The 16,578-nt window shown below is 53.7% G+C and carries 15 protein-coding genes; 2 read left to right on the forward strand and 13 right to left on the reverse strand.

Annotation, left to right across the window (positions count from 1 at the left end):
* Window positions 1–287: 287 nt before the first annotated feature.
* The 3 genes from EVJ26_RS00005 to EVJ26_RS00015 all read right to left on the reverse strand — a co-directional run bounded on the left by EVJ26_RS00005 (window position 288) and on the right by EVJ26_RS00015 (window position 3,908).
* Window positions 288–1,817 (reverse strand): M4 family metallopeptidase, encoded by a 1,530-nt coding sequence (locus EVJ26_RS00005; protein ID WP_131469581.1) that lies wholly within the window; start codon window positions 1,815–1,817, stop codon window positions 288–290.
* 179 nt (window positions 1,818–1,996) lie between these two features.
* Window positions 1,997–2,995, reverse strand: coding sequence for an ABC transporter permease (locus EVJ26_RS00010; RefSeq protein ID WP_131469582.1), 999 nt, complete (start codon window positions 2,993–2,995; stop codon window positions 1,997–1,999).
* On the reverse strand, window positions 2,988–3,908 hold the full coding sequence (locus tag EVJ26_RS00015) for an ABC transporter ATP-binding protein (RefSeq protein WP_070327361.1): 921 nt from the start codon (window positions 3,906–3,908) through the stop codon (window positions 2,988–2,990). The genes EVJ26_RS00010 and EVJ26_RS00015 overlap by 8 nt, the downstream gene beginning before the upstream one ends.
* 117 nt (window positions 3,909–4,025) lie before the next feature.
* On the opposite strand from EVJ26_RS00015, the gene EVJ26_RS00020 reads away from it, so the two are divergent.
* Window positions 4,026–4,775: a GDSL-type esterase/lipase family protein gene (locus EVJ26_RS00020; protein ID WP_131469583.1), complete on the forward strand. Its 750-nt coding sequence runs from the start codon at window positions 4,026–4,028 to the stop codon at window positions 4,773–4,775.
* Window positions 4,776–4,810: 35 nt separating this feature from the next.
* Here EVJ26_RS00020 and EVJ26_RS00025 read toward each other — a convergent pair whose 3' ends face one another.
* Both EVJ26_RS00025 and EVJ26_RS00030 read right to left on the reverse strand, forming a co-directional pair.
* The gene (locus EVJ26_RS00025) at window positions 4,811–5,482 is read right to left on the reverse strand and encodes a hypothetical protein (protein WP_131469584.1); all 672 of its coding nucleotides are present in this window, start codon (window positions 5,480–5,482) and stop codon (window positions 4,811–4,813) included.
* On the reverse strand, window positions 5,469–6,599 hold the full coding sequence (locus EVJ26_RS00030) for a mandelate racemase/muconate lactonizing enzyme family protein (RefSeq protein WP_131469585.1): 1,131 nt from the start codon (window positions 6,597–6,599) through the stop codon (window positions 5,469–5,471). Before EVJ26_RS00030 ends, EVJ26_RS00025 begins: the two co-directional genes overlap by 14 nt.
* An 81-nt stretch (window positions 6,600–6,680) precedes the next feature.
* On the opposite strand from EVJ26_RS00030, the gene EVJ26_RS00035 reads away from it, so the two are divergent.
* Window positions 6,681–7,877 carry an HTH domain-containing protein gene (locus tag EVJ26_RS00035; protein ID WP_131469586.1) on the forward strand — a complete coding sequence of 399 codons (1,197 nt, stop codon included), beginning with the start codon at window positions 6,681–6,683 and terminating at the stop codon, window positions 7,875–7,877.
* A 15-nt stretch (window positions 7,878–7,892) separates the two neighbouring features.
* Here the strand turns inward: EVJ26_RS00035 and nhaC are convergent, their stop codons facing one another.
* From nhaC to EVJ26_RS00075, 8 genes are all read right to left on the reverse strand, one after another.
* The gene (nhaC, locus tag EVJ26_RS00040; protein ID WP_370246370.1) at window positions 7,893–9,293 is read right to left on the reverse strand and encodes a Na+/H+ antiporter NhaC; all 1,401 of its coding nucleotides are present in this window, start codon (window positions 9,291–9,293) and stop codon (window positions 7,893–7,895) included.
* A gap of 165 nt (window positions 9,294–9,458) precedes the next feature.
* On the reverse strand, window positions 9,459–10,553 hold the full coding sequence (locus EVJ26_RS00045; RefSeq protein ID WP_131469587.1) for an amidohydrolase: 1,095 nt from the start codon (window positions 10,551–10,553) through the stop codon (window positions 9,459–9,461).
* Window positions 10,554–10,575: 22 nt separating this feature from the next.
* The gene (locus tag EVJ26_RS00050) at window positions 10,576–10,920 is read right to left on the reverse strand and encodes a DoxX family protein (RefSeq protein WP_173647363.1); all 345 of its coding nucleotides are present in this window, start codon (window positions 10,918–10,920) and stop codon (window positions 10,576–10,578) included.
* Between the two features lie 54 nt (window positions 10,921–10,974).
* On the reverse strand, window positions 10,975–12,228 hold the full coding sequence (locus EVJ26_RS00055; protein WP_083273957.1) for a S1C family serine protease: 1,254 nt from the start codon (window positions 12,226–12,228) through the stop codon (window positions 10,975–10,977).
* A gap of 121 nt (window positions 12,229–12,349) precedes the next feature.
* Window positions 12,350–13,168, reverse strand: coding sequence for a fumarylacetoacetate hydrolase family protein (locus EVJ26_RS00060; RefSeq protein WP_131458623.1), 819 nt, complete (start codon window positions 13,166–13,168; stop codon window positions 12,350–12,352).
* Between the two features lie 55 nt (window positions 13,169–13,223).
* Window positions 13,224–13,679, reverse strand: a complete 456-nt coding sequence (gene nrdG, locus EVJ26_RS00065; protein ID WP_131458622.1) for an anaerobic ribonucleoside-triphosphate reductase activating protein — start codon at window positions 13,677–13,679, stop codon at window positions 13,224–13,226.
* Window positions 13,657–15,501 (reverse strand): anaerobic ribonucleoside triphosphate reductase, encoded by a 1,845-nt coding sequence (locus EVJ26_RS00070; protein WP_131458621.1) that lies wholly within the window; start codon window positions 15,499–15,501, stop codon window positions 13,657–13,659. Before EVJ26_RS00070 ends, nrdG begins: the two co-directional genes overlap by 23 nt.
* Before the next feature lie 191 nt (window positions 15,502–15,692).
* Window positions 15,693–16,532: a formate/nitrite transporter family protein gene (locus EVJ26_RS00075; protein ID WP_070327936.1), complete on the reverse strand. Its 840-nt coding sequence runs from the start codon at window positions 16,530–16,532 to the stop codon at window positions 15,693–15,695.
* Window positions 16,533–16,578: the final 46 nt, after the last annotated feature.

The raw sequence follows: 16,578 nt of genomic DNA on the forward strand, positions 1-16,578 counted from the left end.
CTCCAGGATGTGTAGTTATAGCCAGTTTAGTCCGAAACGGCAAGGACGTACAGCGTCGCCCCGAGGGCACGCCGACTCCCGGGGGAACAGCGGGCAAGGCGAGACCCAGCAGCGACATCGTCGCGATGCGGCTCGCTGACCGCCCCCAGGAAAGCGGCGTGCCGGACAGGGCGGCTCGAAGGGCAATGAAAGCAGAGGAGCGCCATCCCATTCGGGATGACGCTCCTCTGCTCAAAATTATTTGAAGTTTTTCAGTGCCCTCCACGTGGGAAGAGATGTTTTTCAGCTTAGTAGATGCCGACCGCGTCAAACGATTTCGCGGCAGCAACGGCTTGTGTGCTCGTCGAACCGTAAAGGTCTTTAGCCGATTGGACGACCGCTTGGCGAAGACTCGAGAAGTTCGAAGTCGGTGTCAAGTAGACCGTGAGGGCGCGGTAGTAGATGTCCCCCATCTCCATGACGCCGACACCTTGGACCGAGACACCGTAATGCGATCCGCCATTCCCTAACAAGTAGGCCGCTTTGTTGACGATTCCTGAGTTGATATGGACACCGCCGTTATCTTGCGTTCCTGTATAACGCACCGAATAGTGATCCGGGTCACCGTAAGCGGCCGGGTTCGACATCGAACGTAGAGCGTCCCCCGCAACGCCTGGCGTGTAGATATCCTCCCCGACCAACCAGTCAAAGTTCGATCCGACACTGTATTCGGCGACCGTACCAAAGATATCAGACACCGCTTCGTTGATCGCACCCGATTCGTTCTGGTAGATCAAGCCGGCCGTGTACTCGGTGACGGCGTGTGACAACTCGTGGGCGACGACATCGAGCGCACCCGAGAGGTACGTGAACGTCTGTCCATCCCCGTCCCCGTAAACCATCTTGCTGCCGTCCCAGAACGCGTTGTTGTAACTGCGGCTGTAATGGACCGTCGAGTTGAGGGCCGCCCCGTTGTTGTCGTAACTATTGCGGCCGTAAGTGTTTTTGAAGAAATCGTACGTTTTAGTCGCATTCACGTGCGCACTGACCGCGGCCCGGTCATACGTCGTGTTCAAGACGTTGTCGACGTCAGCCCAAAGTGATCCGGGAAGACGTGTCCGGTTGCCGGCATCGTACGTGTAGATGCCTTTACCGCGCGTCGAGTCTTGTAAATAGTAATATGAACCGCTCTTCGTCGTCTTGAACGTTTGGCTCTGTCCGAGCACGTCGATGCCCGTTCCGGTAAACGTCGTTCCTGTGACGCCGTTCGCCGGTTTGGCGTGGGCCAACTGGTTGTATTTGTTCAACACTTCGCCGCTCGCCGCATCGATGAAGTACGTCCAACGTGATGGTTCCTCAGCATCGAGGATCGTCCCGGTCACCTCATAGGCATAAGCCGCTTCACCTTTGTTCGGGTAGATGACGAGTTCCGCTGCCGGCTCGAGCTCGTAGGCGCCTGTATGACCGACAAGTTCTTTATAGCGGGCGATCGCTTTTCGTTCGTTCAGTTTGATCGATTTATGTAGTCCTTTCAGTTGTTTCGTGTCATCGACGACCGTCTTCAATTGCCCGGCCTCGTCGACCACTCCGACGACGATACCTCCGAATACGGGAACACCGTCCACCGTCTGTTGGAGTTTGACGACTTGTCCGACTTTGTCGCGCTTCGATTCGATCGTCTTGAATTCTCCTTTCGCTTTGGCGAACTCTTTGACGATCGTCGCCGGCGCCTCAGTCGATGGTTTTGTCAACGTGCCTGTCTTCAGTTCTGCCGCCCCGGCGAATTGTGGAACGAGTAAGACGCCTGCGATCAATGATGTCGATAAAACTTTTTTCATATGTGTTTCCCTCCTTATGTGGTGTCTCTTACTTTACATAGTTTCCCACAGTTAAGATATCCAACTTATTGATTATTTTGACAATTCTAATTATTGAGACATTTAACCTATTCAGTCTTCCTGTTTAGTGCTTTCAACCGTATAAAAAAAGCGCCACCGGGATGGTGACACTTTCTCATTTAATAGACATCTTTTTGGGTGAAGTGATAAAACGCGTACGCTAACGCCGCGAGCGTCCAAACTAAAATGACGATGAGCGAGAACGGCAGCGTCATCCCATCAATCGGCGGGGCTTGTCCCTCGAGATAGTTATTAAGACCGAAGTTGACGTTCACCAAGTATTTCGAGCTGTCCCAGTTCGACCCGAGCGATGTGAGGAGCGGTCCCGAAATGAGGATGGCCATCATGATGCCGATCCCGGTCGCCGTATTTTTGACGAGGACCGAAATCATGAGTGCGATCGTACCGACGGCCGCCACGACGAACCACGATAGACCGACCGACATGAGCAAGTATTGCCACATCGGCAGCGTATGGACGAAGTCGGTCGAGAACGTCCCGGTCGCTGAGGCCTGGAATCCGGTCAAAATCGGTGCGGTCCAACCGTCCCATCCGAGCACGATCCCTGAAATGGCATAACTGACGAACGCCGTGATGAAGATGAGGATCGATGTGTACAACAGCGTCGTCATCCATTTCGCCAACAAAATCTTAAAGCGCCGGACCGGACGTGACAACAGCGTCTTGATCGTCCCGTCGTTATGCTCGCCGCTGACGATGTCTGCCATCAGAACGATGATGAACAGCGGCAGGACGAGCGTCGTCCCTTGGGAGAAGAAGACACGCATGAACGTCGGCGCCCCAGGATAACTCGGGTTGATGTCGTTATCTAAGTAGTATTGATTTTGTTGCACTTGGAACTCGAGGATTTGCCGGAACTCGTCTTGGACGTTCGCCGAGGCGAGCCGGTTTTGCGTATCGACGATCTCTTGCTGCAGGTCGACACGCCAGTCGATCGTCCCTTGCTCTTCACGTTGCTTCTCGATTTGACGATAGTTAGCGTACGTGAACATCGAGACGAGTACGACGAGGATGACCGAGACGACCAATAGTCGTCGTTTATTATGGATCTTCAACACTTCGTTACGAATCAGGCCGAGTAAAGATGGATTAGACAATGTGGTCACCCCCGGTCAATGTGATAAACAGTTCTTCGAGCGTCTGAACACGTCGTTCGAGACCAAAGACTTCCACATCTCGATCAAGCAAATAACGATTTAATCGGGCCGTGTCTTCTAAGTTCATCGAGACACGGATCGTCCGTTCGTCGACGACGTCCGCCTGTTCGATCGATTCAAAACCACGAACAATCGGCAACACCTCAAAACTGTCCGCCACGTGAACGTCGACCGTCGACGCCAATTCATTGATCAGCTCTTGAACGGTACCGACTTTCACAATCTTGCCGCGCGACATGATGGCGACACGGTCAGCGAGCAACTCAATTTCCGCCAAGATGTGGCTTGAAACGAGCACACTGAGTCCGGTTTCTTCGACGAGGCGACGGATAAACAGTCGCAAATCACGGATCCCCATCGGATCGAGCCCGTTCGTCGGTTCATCTAAAATCAAGACACGCGGGTTGTTGAGCATCGCTTGCGCGATTCCAAGCCGTTGGCGCATCCCGAGCGAGTACGTCTTCACTTTGTCATCGATCCGGGCCGTCAAATCGACGAGGTCGATCACTTCTTGAATCCGGGCCTCCGTGATACCCGGTAACATGCGCGCGAACACGTTCAAGTTCTCGCGGCCACTCAAAAACTTATACAGCTCGGGATTCTCGACAATCGCCCCGATCTGGTTCATCGCTTGGACGAACTGGCGCTCGACGCCAAAACCGCAAATCGAGACGGACCCTTTCGTCGGTTTGATCAAGCCGACGATCATCCGGATCGTCGTCGTCTTACCAGCACCGTTCGGTCCTAAAAAGCCGAACACTTCCCCAGGAAACACATCGAACGAGATATCGTCGATGATCGTTTTTTTCCCGATTACTTTTGTCAAATGGTCTATTTTCAATGTTGGTTGCATCGTCTCACCTCAACTCTATTCTAGCGGACTCGTCCGCTTCTGTCCTATTCGAACATTCACATAGGGCAGGTTCAAATATATTTGATATGATGGTTACATAGAAAGTGAGGTCATCAGATGAAAAATGGGAAATGGTATGCCTTTTTAATCGGCTCTGTCTTGTTGACGGCAACGGCCTTGTTTGGTCTTTGGATTGGGTATCAAGACATCGTCAACCCGCCGGAGCGTACGCTCTCGGTCAGCGAAGATACGAGACCTGAACCAGACGGCGAAATTTTCGTCGCTCTCGGTGATTCAATCACACGCGGCGTCGGTTCGACGTCAGGCGCCGGTTACGTTCAACCGGTCAGCGCCGCTCTCGAAGACCAAGATATCCGCACACAAAACTTGGCCATATCGGGGGCACGCACCGAGGACCTGCTCGCTCAGCTCGCTCAGCCGGAAGTTCAGCGGACAATCAAAAACGCCCGCTACATCACGCTCACGATCGGCGGCAACGACCTGTTCAACCGGGGCGAGAACGTCGATAACTTCGAATCTGTCGATATCGAACAAGTCGTCACGGACGCTAAAGCAAACTTAAATGATATCTTTGCAGAAATCCGTGGTCTGAACGACACGGCTCAAATCGTCTATATCGCGCTTTACAACCCGTTCCCCGAGAACACGAACGGACAGGCGTTCAACCAGCTGATTCTCGACTGGAACGCTGCGGCGGCTAATCTTGGGAATACGTACCGCATCGACGTGATCGATCCGTTCGCGTACGTGAGCGACGTCACCCGAGACCTCGCAAGCGACCAGTTCCACCCGAGCGATCGGACGTATGGAAAGTTTGCCGAAGACATTTTGTTCATCCTCGACTAAACACGTTTGGCCTGATCCATGTGATCAGGCCATTTTTACCGTTCATATCGGATAAGCCACGTCTCGTCGACTCGTTTCATCGCCGTGCCGTACCAACCCGTCTTCAATAATTCGACTTGGCCGTCCGTATCACTCATCTCAAGCCACGCCGTCTCACCTAACGGTCGCCAACCCGTATGCAGTTCTTTCATAAAGATATAACGAAGTTTACCGCCATACTTTTGTTTGAGGGCGCCGATTCTTAGGCCCAGGACAAACTTGTCCTTCAAGCTCGGGATGTTGAACGGGGCGACGGTCGCACAGACGAGGTCAAACCGCTCGTCTTGGCTCAATTCTTCCATCAACAGCTTCCCTAAATGCTGCTGCAAACGGTAGCCCCGATAAGACGGATCGACGTTCGTCACCTCTTGATAGATGATGCGATCGAGCTCATCCTCACGCCGCCCGATGTCACGACCTAAATGTTCGTCATCGAGCGGCGGGATGAGCAACGCCCGAAACGCGATCAACACCCCTTGATGGAACGCGCCGATGATCGTCTGATCCGACAACAGCTTCATGAATTCGTTTGTCGTGAGCGCTTGGTAATGGCTACCTTCGGCCAGATCAGCAATCACGGTGTGTTGCACCGCTTCGATGGCCGTCAAGTCCATATCGGTCAGATGCCGAACGTCGAGTTCAAGTCCCTTGCATTCACCGTGCCACATGATCGGCGCCTCCGACTTCGTAGTAATCGGTCGTCAGGCGACGGAGCACGTCCTCATCGACGTCGACACCTAGACCCGGGCGGTCGTTCAAGCGGATGAACGGTAAATCGTACGTCAAATTGCCGACGTCCGTAGCGAACCGGAGCGGGCCGGTCAGTTCGACCGATTGAACGATTTTGCTCGAGAACGCGACGTGGAAGCCCGCGCTCGAGGCGATCGAAGATTCGACCATCGAGCCGATTTGACACTCGATACCGGACATCTCAGCCATATGGACGAGTTTTTTCGCCGGATAGATGCCGCCGCACTTCATCAATTTCACGTTCACTTTATGCGCCGCTTGCATCATCGTCAAGCGGCGCATGTCGGCGACACCGCGTACCCCTTCGTCAATCATAAGCGGGACCGATATTTTGCCTTTGACTTCGAGCATTCCTTCAAAATCGTCGGCTTTGACCGGTTGCTCGACCCAATCGATATCGAACGGTTCGAGCTTACGCATCGCCTGCAGCGTCTTCGCCGCGTTTACCCAGCCTTGGTTGACATCAACACGGATTGGGACGTCAGGACCGACCGCTTGCCTTACTGCCTCGACACGACGGACGTCCGAGGCGACATCGACGCCGACTTTCATTTTGACGGCCGTGTAACCTGCTCCGACCTGTTCCGACGCTTCCGCCGCCATCGCTTCAGGCTCACCGATACTTAAGACGTGTGTGACCGGGAAAGCGTCGTGATAGCGTCCGCCGAGCAACTCGTAGACGGGTTGTCCGAGCTTCTTCCCAATCAAGTCATGGCAAGCAATGTCGAGCGCTGCCTTGGCCGCTGGAACGTCGCGGATGGCCCGTTCCATCTCGTCGTGAATCCGTTCTAGATGCATCGGGTTCCGTCCGATCAACAGTGGACCGAGCAAGTGGCGAATGACACTGATCGTACTCTCAAGCGACTCGCCCGTCACGTGTTCGTCGGCAACCGCCTCACCGTACCCGACGAGACCGCATTCGGTCGTCATCTTGACAATCACCGACGGCATGACGTCATAGCGATGGTAGCTGACGATGAACGGGACTTTGAGCGGTAGTTCAATCGCAAACAGTTCTATTTTTTCTAGTTTCATGATAAGTGCTCCTTTACATTTAAAAGTTCATTGTATATATTGTCGTTAAATAGTCGCTAAATTGCAAGGAGGAGTTTTCGCATGTCGCTTCATTTAGCAATCGTCGGTTCAACCGACTTCGTCGCTACCATCACGGCGCTGGCCCCCGATTATGAAGACGTTCGCTTCGCCTACTATACGTATCAACATCCGCACGAGGCGGCCACGATCGCCAAACAGCTCGGTTCGTTCGACGGCGTCTTCTTCTCTGGGTCGTTCCCTTATTCCTACGCGCTACCTTATCTCAGTTCGAGCCTGGCGCACCACGTCGTCCAAGACGAGACCGTACTGTTGACGACGCTCCTGTCGGCGGCGCTCACTCGTGCCGTCTCCCTCGAACACGTGTCGATCGATGTGATCGAGCCGAAACGGTTGGCGGCGATTTTATCGTCCCTCCCCGCAGTGACGACACCACCTCGTTTAATGAAGATTCATCCTGACGTCGACTTTCAAGACGTATTCGCGTTTCACGCGGACTTACAACCCGCTCAAACGAACTTGGCCTTGACGAGCATCGAGCGTGTCCACCGCCAATTGCAAGAGCAAGGCTACGAGAGTCAGCTCATGATCGAGCCGCCGAGTACGATCCGATACCACCTCGAGCAACTGATTCAACGTGTTCGGCAACTATTGGCGGACAACGCTCAATTTTCAATCATTTTATACGATACCGATTCCGAGGCGCTCCGCGACCATTTGGCTACGGTTCACTATATCGGCGGACATCTCGAAACGACGGACGGTCCCTCGACCGCTCTATTGACGACGAAAGGCGAGACGATCAACGCCCTCGAAGAAAACACGCTCGCCCCCGCGTCTTTTGACTCTTCAATCGGGATCGGCTACGGCACCCAATACCAACAAGCTTACGAACATGCACAAATCGCCTTGTCTGCCGCCACCGACGAACGAGTCCGCATCGTTGACGACTCGAAGCGATTGTCTTTCCCGAAACGCGACGACGTGACTTCTTACCGTGTGACCGAAGAAGTTGCGTTCGATATCGTCAAACAAGTCGGCATCAGCCCGGCCAACGCCGGCAAGATCATCCGATTCTCGAAACGCAAACTCGAGTTCACCGCCAAAGAGCTGACCGACTACTTGAACGTCTCGCGACGGACGACCGAGCGGCTCATCAAAAAATTACACGACGCCCAGCTCGTCCGTGTCATCGGTGAAGAAATGAGTTACGCCCAAGGCCGCCCCCGCGCCGTCTATAAATTCAATTTCCCGGCCTAGAGGGCCGGGAAATTTTTATAATGCCGCTTGATCTTCGACTTGTGTTTCTGCTTGCAACACCGTGATCCGTTCGATCGTGAACCCTGTGAACGCATAGATGATCGAGATGACCGGGACGACGAAGTTGAGCACGGCGTACGGCGCGTACTCGAACGCCCCGACACCGAGCGTCCCGAGAATGAACACCCCGCACGTGTTCCACGGGATGAACACTGACGTCAGCGTGCCGCCGTCCTCGAGCGCCCGGGACAAGTTCTTCGAGTGGAGCCCCATCTTCTCATAGGCCCCGGCAAACATGCGTGCCGGCACGACGATCGATATGTATTGCTCGGAACACGTCGCGTTCGTCGCAATCCCGGCGAGAATCGTCGACGCGATCATCGATCCGGCCGTCTTCGCCAGTTTGACGATCTGGTTCATGATTGATTGCAGCATCCCCGAATACTCCAAAATCCCCCCGAACGTCATCGCGACGATCGTCATCGAGACGGTATACATCATCGCGTCGAGCCCACCCCGACTGAATAAGTTATCGACGAGCTCATTGCCGGTGTCGATGACATAGCCGCTTTGAAGCGCACCGACGCTATCCGAGAGCGATCCGCCTTGAATGACGACTTGGGCCAGGAAGCCGAGCGCGATCCCGACGACGAGTGCCGGGATAGCCGGTACTTTTTTCGTGACGAGCACGATGACCGCGAGCGGAATCAGTAGCAACCAAGGCGAGATGACGAAACTGTCCTCCAAAATGCCGAGCGTCTGCACGATATCTGAAGGATTCGTCGCCGTATCATTGAAACGCGTCCCGAGCCACCAATAGACGCCGAGCGCGATGATGAGTCCCGGAATCGTCGTATAAAGCATATGACGGATGTGGACGAACAAGTTCGTATGCGTCAAACCGGCCGCAAGGTTCGTCGTATCCGACAGCGGCGACATCTTATCGCCGAAGTAGGCGCCCGAGATGACGGCACCTGCGACCATCGGCGCCGGAATCCCCATGCTGAGCCCAATGCCCATCCCGGCGACACCGATCGTCCCCATCGTCGACCACGAACTGCCGATCGACAAAGCAACGACCGCACAGATGAGACAGATCGTCACGAGGAAGTAGGCCGGCGAGATGATCTTCAACCCAAAATATATCATTGTGGCGACGACGCCTCCCCCGATCCAGGCGCCAATCGTCAAACCGACCAAGATGATGATGACGACCGCCGGCAAGGCGAGCCGTATCCCCTTGTACATCATCTCCTCGATGTCTTTCCATTTGTAGCCGTGACGCCACGCGACAAGCGAAGCGGTCGCCGTCCCGACGATGAGCGGGATGTGTGGCCCTTGCTCGAGTTTGACGATGGCGACGAGCATGACCCCGATCATGACAAGTAGCGGTAAGAGCGCCCAACCAAGCTTCATGTCTTGCCTGTTCCCCTGCAGTTCCATGTAAATTCCTCCCCGTTAGCGAAAATTCAGAATTGTCGTTATATTGTCGCTAATGAAATTATGATAACGCTTACATGAGAAGTTGGCAACAAAAAAATGGACGGCAAGCTCACGCCCCGTCCATTTCGTTTCACTTTGTCATAGCGTTGCTGCTCGTCTTAACGTCTCAGCGAGCAGAGCCGCCCCTTCAGGCAAGACGTCGCGGTCGAACGTCATCTGCGGGTGATGCAGTCCCGGCGTCAAATTTGCCCCGATCCCGATCATTGTGGCATCGAGTCCCGGTTTCTCGACCGTGTAAAAATGAAAATCGTCACTTCCTGACGTCACGATGCGATTGACGAGCGCGTCCTCGCCATGGAGTGCGATGATCGCTTCCGCTGCGATCCGGCTCGAGTGTTTCCCGATCTCGGCACCCGGCGTGAAGTCTTGCCATTCCAACTCGATCTCGACGCCATGCAGCACGCTAATTTGATGCAACATCGTCTCGAGACGGTCACGAAGCTCGAGCAGTTCTTTATTTTGCTGGGCCCGCACGTCAATCGAGAACGTGGCGTTGCCCGGAATGATATTTATGTTGTCACTTCCTGCCTGGACACCGGTCAGCTTGATCGAATGCGGCTCAAACGGCGACAGATAGATGCTTTTCAACATCTGTTGGATCGTGAAGACAACGTCGAGCGCATTCTGACCTTGGTGTGGCCTCGCACCGTGGGCATCGTCCCCGATGATCCGTCCTTTCAAGAACAAAGCGGCGCCGTGTTGAATCGCAGCGGCGTATTGGCCGCGCTTCAGCTCTTCGAGCGGGCGCAAATGAATGCCGTACAAGTGGCTGACATCGTCAAGTGCCCCTTTATTGATCATCGCGAGCGAGCCGTTACCTTGTTCTTCCGCCGGTTGGAAGATAAAGCGGATCCGTTTCGAGAGCGCCTCGTCCTTTAACAGCTCGAGCGCGCCGAGCACCATGCTTATGTTGGCGTCGTGGCCGCACGAATGGTTGGCCCTGAACTCTCCGTCGACTTGTTGCCATAAGGCATCGATATCGGCTCGGACGGCGATAACGTCGGCACCGGTGCCGATTTCAGCGATGACACCCGTGACGTCGTCAAACGTCTCGTGACGCACGTTCCATGACGCCAAGATGTCCGCAATCGTCTTCGTCGTCTTTTCTTCTTTCCAACTCACTTCCGGATGAGCATGAAAATGCTCGAACCAGTTCAGTACGTTCGTAGTCATGATTGATTCCCCCGTTATGTAGTCACAGTTTCTTGACGCCTTTGATCAACACCCATTGCAGCGGCAGTCGACCCCATGTCACCCATTTTGGTAACGTCTTGCCCCCGATCCGGGATGGTTTGAGTGCCATATTGATGTTTGCCGGGAACACGGCAATCAAAAAAGCTGGCAACGTCTTCTTGACGAAGCCGGTCCCTTTGTTTAAGAGCAACAACACGCCATAGACGACTTCAATCACACCGCTAGCCTGTACCATGAAGCGCTTAAACGGCCATGATTTCGGAATAATCGACATGAAGGCGCGCTCTTGAACGAAATGCATGATGCCGGCCCCTAAAAATAACACACCGTATAACTTACGAATCACGTTATCCCCTCCTTTTTCTAAGCATAACAAAAAAGATGGGCATCGTGCCCATCTTTACAACGCGTCTCCGTTCGCATTTTGAATCTCGACATCGACCGTTTCGGTCTTGCCGTCCCGGACGTACTCAATCGTGACGACGCCGTCCGTGTCACGAATCAATTCGCTCCGCAAATCGATGAACGAGGACACGGGTTGATCGTTGATTTTGACGATGACGTCACGAGCCTCAAGGCCCGCTGCCGCCGCCGAACTGTTCGCCTGCACGTCGACGATAATCGTCCCGGCCGTCACCGACTCCGGTAGGTTGATCTGTTCAGTCAAATAACCAGGCGGGAACTCATTAACGTCACGCAATGAGACACCGAGCGACGGATGGTTCACTTCGCCGGTCTGCTCAATTTGATTGATGAGCGGCAACGCGATGTCGACCGGAATCGAGAAGCCGACCCCTTCGACAGAATCGGTCGCGATTTTCATCGAGTTGATCCCGATCAACTGACCGGATTCATTGATCAACGCCCCACCAGAGTTACCGGGGTTGATGGCCGCATCCGTTTGGATGACTTCGGCATTAAAGTCCGCTTGTCCGTTCTCGTCCGTATCGACCGGTACGAGACGCGACGTCGAAGAGACAATCCCGCGTGTGACCGAGTTCTCAAACTGTCCGAGCGGGTTACCGATGGCGATGACCGTCTGCCCCGGTTTCAATTCGCTCGATTTCCCGATCTTAATCACAGACGATACGTTGTCCGCGTCGACTTCGAGCACGGCCAAATCGTACGTCGCATCGCTTCCCATGAGCTTCGCATCAGCAGTTGAACCGTCGTTGAACGTGACGGTCAGACGGTCGGCGCCATTGACGACGTGATGGTTCGTGACGATGTAAGCCGAGCCATTTTCTTTTTTATAGATGACCCCTGATCCGACACCCGCTTCGACCGCTTCGTTCGAGAATCCGCTCGCCGCGAAGTTGTTCACGGTCACGACGGCCGGTTGTGCCACCGCGACCGCATTGGTGACCGATGTGTCTTTGATGTTCGATGAAGTTTGGACAGGTGTCCCGTCTGGCGTCACATTCGTATTCGACGTGACGTCAGGTGCTTGATCGATAAACGGTAACGCAATCGCACCGGTCAACAACGCCCCGGCGACGCCGCCGATGAACCCTGGGAACATCCGGCTCATGAAAGAGGGCCGAGTGACTTGTTCTGCTTGCGGAGGCTCAGGCGCCCGCTTTGACGAACCTAGCTCTGTATCTAACCAATCTTCATGTCGATTTTGTTCATTTGGCCGATCATTTCGTTCCATAACATGTCATCTCCTCAATGATGTTTCCTCTAACTTCTACCCTGAGTATAATAGAAGCCGGCACCGTTTCATGGAATTGACGGAACGATTACAAGATTCTTCACAATTTGCGTCAATTTCGTCAGACGATGTCGTTCCGTAACGTGCCAAGCCCGGAAATCGTCACTTCGACCCGGTCTCCGGACTGGAGGTAGACTGGTGGCTTCATCCCATGTCCGACCCCGGCTGGCGTCCCGGTCGCAATGATGTCACCCGCTTCGAGCGTCATCCCTGTTGAGAGCGTCCGAATCAGTTCATCGATCGGCCGGATCATGTCATCCGTCGATCCGAGCTGACGGTTTTCGCCGTTCACGTCTGTGCGGATTGACAGTGGAAACTCGAGTTCTTCCGGCGTGACGATAAATGGTCCGAACGGACAGAACGTGTCGAACGACTTGCCGCGGAAAAACTGGACGTGCTGTTTTTGCACGTCTCGTGCCGTAATATCGTTAATGATGGTATACCCAAAAATGTGGTCCTCGACGTCTTGAATGTCGCGTCCTGACTTTCCGATGATGACGGCGAGCTCGCCCTCATAGTCAAGTTGGTCGGTAAGCGCTGCATGACGCTCGACGATGGCGTCAGGACCGACGACCGAGGTCGGTGCTTTCGTGAAGATGACGAGCTTACCGGCTCCCGCCGTATCCATCTCTTTCACGTGCTCCTCGTAGTTTTTACCGATGCAGATGACATTTTTCAGCGGTCGGTAAGGTGCGAGCAGTTTGACGTCTTCGAGCAATCGTACGCTTGCGACGTCTAAATCGATATCTGGCTCGAATTCGCGAGCAATCACTTCTAACAATGAGTTCGTATGTAGTTGATCACTGACGTCATATACTCGGTCCCCTTCGACCACCCCGACTCTTGTCTCCCCTTCGACTTCATAGCTACACCATTTCATAATGATTTCCCCCTTTTTTGTTAGTATACAAAAAATCGGGGCGTTGTCGCCCCGATCATGCTTTGTTCAGAAAAATGATCCGCTGGTTGCTCGACCCCCGGAAACGGAGCGAGCGGTCCATGAGCGGCTGCTCGAAACGCCCGTCGACGAGGACGTCGGCGTGGTCAAGGACGGTGTCGATGTCCTCATTTTCTAGCTGTTGTAGCGCCTCGAACGTGTAGCCAGTATAGATCCAGACGTTCTTCCCGAGTGTCTTGCAACCGCGCACGACCTCCGACAGCTCAGCCGGTTGCAGGAACGGTTCACCGCCCGATATCGTCACACCTTCCCATGCGGCCGTCTCGACACGGTCTAACAACTCTTCGACCGAGATGTCGCGACCGCCTCGCGGATTCCACGATTCAGGGTTGTGACAGCCCAGGCAACGATGCGGACAGCCCGCTGTAAAAATCACGGTTCGAATGCCCGGACCATCTACGACCGATTCTTCAAGTACGGATAGGACGCGCATGATGTTTCACCCTCGCTCGTTCTTCTTCTCGTTTTGCCGAGTTCCATCGATCCATCGTCCCGACCAAATAACCGGTGATACGACGGATCCGCTCGATCTGATCTCGTTCCCCGCACGTCGGACACGACTCGTCGATGATCCCTTCTAGACCGCAACTCCCGCAACGATCGACCGGATGATTGATCGAGCCATAGCCGACGTCATGCGCCCGCATGAGCCGCACGATCGATTCAACCGCTTCCGGGTTATGGGCGAGCGAACCGTCGACCTCGACGTACGTAATATGTCCGGCGTCACATAAGGCGTGGTATGGCGCCTCGATTCGAACCTTGTCCCGGATTGAGACGTGTTGATAAACCGGGACGTGGAACGAATTCGTGTAAAACGCGCGATCGGTCACACCGGCGATCATCCCGAAATCGTGTTGATCGTTTAACACGAACTTCCCGGACAATCCTTCGGCCGGCGTCGCCAGTAGCGAAAAGTTTAAATCATGATCGTCCGCCGCCTGCCTCATCCGGTTCGCGAGATGGGTCACGATATCAAGCCCGAGACGTTCTGCTTCTCTTGATTCAACGTGCGTCCCGCCAACGAGGACACGTAGCGCTTCGGCGAGACCGATGAATCCGAGCGACAACGTCCCTTGTTTTAACACGTCTCGTAATTCCGATTCAGGCAAAAGCGTCTCACTCCCCCGCCAGACATGCTGCGCATAAAGAAAGCGGAATTCGTCCGCATGTCGCTTACATTGATAGTCGAAGCGCTCGAGCAATTGCTCGATGGCGATGTCAACGAATCCATCCAACGTCTTATAAAATGACTCGATATCGGATGACACGAGTGCCATCTTCACTAAATTCAACGTCGAGAACGATAAATTACCTCTTCCGATCGACGTCTCTGCCCCATGACGGTTTCCCATCACCCGCGTCCGGCAGCCCATGTAGGCAACTTCCGAAGCATGTGTCCCGTCATAGTACTGAAGGTTGAACGGCGCATCGACGAACGAGAAGTTCGGGAACAACCGCTTACCCGTCACGCGGCATGCGTGGCGGAACAAATCGACGTTCGGGTCCCCGTCATTGAAATTGACGCCTTCCTTTACTTTGAAGATTTGAATCGGGAAAATCGGCGTCTCCCCGTTGCCTAACCCTCGCTCTGTCGCTTTTAACAACTCGCGGATAAACACTCGTCCCCACCGACTCGTGTCGGTGCCGTAGTTGATCGACACGAACGGAACTTGACCGCCGCCGCGCGAGTGCATCGAGTTGGCGTTATGGATGAACGCCTCGCACGCCTGGTACGTCGCCGAGACGGTTTCCGCTTCAGCGATCTGCTGTTTTTGCTCCACCGTCAGCTCAATCGGTAATCCGTTCAACCGCTCGAGTTGACGTTCATACGTCTTCTCGACGTAAGGAGCGAGATCGACGTCAAACATCGGGAACGCCTGTCCCCCGTGCTGCATGTTCTGATTCGCTTGAAGAATGATCGAGGCGAGCGCCAGCGCCGAACGAATGTCCTGCGGGGGACGAATCGTCCCGTGTCCGGTGTGGAACCCGTTCGCGAGTAACTCTCCGAGCGGGATTTGACAACACGTCGTCGATCCGGTCACATAGTAATCGGCATCATGCACATACAAGTAGTTATCACGGATCGCTAGACGTGACCGTTCCGACAATAGGTACGTGGTCGATAATTGTTTTGACACTTCTGAAGATAAGCGCGCTAGTTTGCCGAGTGGCGACTTCCCGTCGACGTTGGCGTTCTCTTGGATCAAATCTTGATCTGGTAGCACACAGACATCATTATAAAGCTGGAGCATGTTCACTCCGCATCACCTCGCTATATATTGATTATTTAACGGCTGATAACCGATAAAAATTCTATATATAGATTATGTCACGTTTTATCGATTTGAGGCACGTCGATATTGTGACAGTTGCAACCGATCCCGAACGTAAAAAAACAGCCGAATCCCTGATGTGGGCTCGACTGTGCGCTTCGTGATGTATGTCATACTTCTTTGGCTGGCTTGACGATTTTCAGTTCGACTTCTTCTTGCTCTGACTCTTGTGCTTCACGCAATCCTTTAGCGTTCAACCATGTATAGATCGCTCCCATGAATAACGCGCCTCCGATAATGTTTCCGAACGTAGCCGGAATCAAGTTGTGGATGGCTCCAGCAAAGCTGATTGCTTCTGGATGCGGAACAACGAGTGTGAGTGCGAACAAGACGAAGTTGGCGATGACGTGATCAAACCCTGAAGCGAAGAAGACGGCCACTAGGAAGATCATCGAGAAGATTTGGGCAAATTCATTTTTCATTTGTTTCGGCAAGAAGATGGCGAGACAGACCATCCAGTTACAGAAGATGGCTCTAAAAAAGATTTCGACTGTCGTATGATGCATCTTGCTCTCGACGACGGCAAATAACCAGTTGTTCATGCCGAGCTCTTGAATGACTCCAGTCGGCGCGAGCAACAAGGCGAAAAGAATGCCGCCGAGCGCGTTCCCGACGAAGCAAAGCAACCAGACGAGCATCGTATCACTCAGCGTCGTATAGCCACGCATCGTTGAAGTCGTAAAATACATCGTATTCCCGGTAAATAGTTCAGCGCCTCCGTAGATGATCATGACGAGCGCGATCCCGAACGAGAATCCCCCGATGAGCGTCGTAAATGGTGAATCTACAAGATACATGCCGTTGACGACTTTTAATGTGAAGATTGATGCGAACCCGATAAAAATCCCCGCGAGCATTGCCCGTAAAAAATATTCCATCGGCCGATAGTGAATCATCGCTGAGGAAGCCTGTGCTTTCTTCCGTAATGATTCGAGTGCATGGATTTCCATTGATGCCATGTCACAAACCCTTCTTTCTGTTTAAATGAACCATATA

Origin of the sequence: Exiguobacterium sp. SH3S1 (genome assembly GCF_004337105.1) — a bacterium.
GTDB classification, from domain to species: domain Bacteria; phylum Bacillota; class Bacilli; order Exiguobacteriales; family Exiguobacteriaceae; genus Exiguobacterium; species Exiguobacterium aurantiacum_A.